General features: G+C 48.8%; 1 protein-coding gene. It reads left to right on the top strand.

The window, feature by feature from the left end; translation table 11 throughout:
- Nucleotides 1-461 (top strand): DUF2891 family protein (locus tag J0A66_RS21540; protein ID WP_206575914.1); only part of this gene is annotated, 461 nt, incomplete at its 5' end.
- Nucleotides 462-586: the final 125 nt, after the last annotated feature.

Raw genomic sequence — 586 nt, 5'->3', positions numbered from 1 at the left:
AGCAAGAACTAAAAGCGCTGATAAGTCAGCGGGCGAAAGATTGGTTTGCCAATGACAGTCAGTGCCCCCTGAATTGGGAGCCTAACGGTTTTGACTTTCTTTCCCCCTGTTTTCAGGAGTTGGATGTGATGCGTAAGGTGTTGGACAAAACCGCCTTCAGTGCCTGGTTGGATAAGTTTCTGCCGCAGCTTGGGCAAAAAGACTTTGTGCTGGAAACCGCTAAGGTCAGCGATCGTGCTGATGGCAAATTGGTGCATCTGGATGGTTTGAACTTCAGCCGTGCTTGGTGTTTGTACGGTCTGGTGGGGGAGTATCCACAAAAATACGGCCATTTACGCCCGATTGCTGATGCCCATGTTCACCATTCTTTACCCGCTATTGTGGATGGTAACTATGAAGGCACTCACTGGCTGGGTAGTTTTGCGGTTTATGCGCTGCAGCAGGCCGGGCAATTAAACTAGCCTTGGTTATCAGTCATAAAAAAGCCCCGTTAAGGGGCTTTTTTGTAAATTCAAGCGGAACTAAGCAGACTTTCTTCTGCGCAATAAGCCAATACCGGCCAAACCCAAAGCCAGTAACGCCAAAG

Origin of the sequence: Bowmanella dokdonensis (assembly GCF_017254865.1) — a bacterium.
Lineage (GTDB): Bacteria > Pseudomonadota > Gammaproteobacteria > Enterobacterales > Alteromonadaceae > Bowmanella > Bowmanella dokdonensis.
Note: the sequence above shows the minus strand (reverse complement) of the source record. Positions and strands in the feature narration are given on the sequence as shown.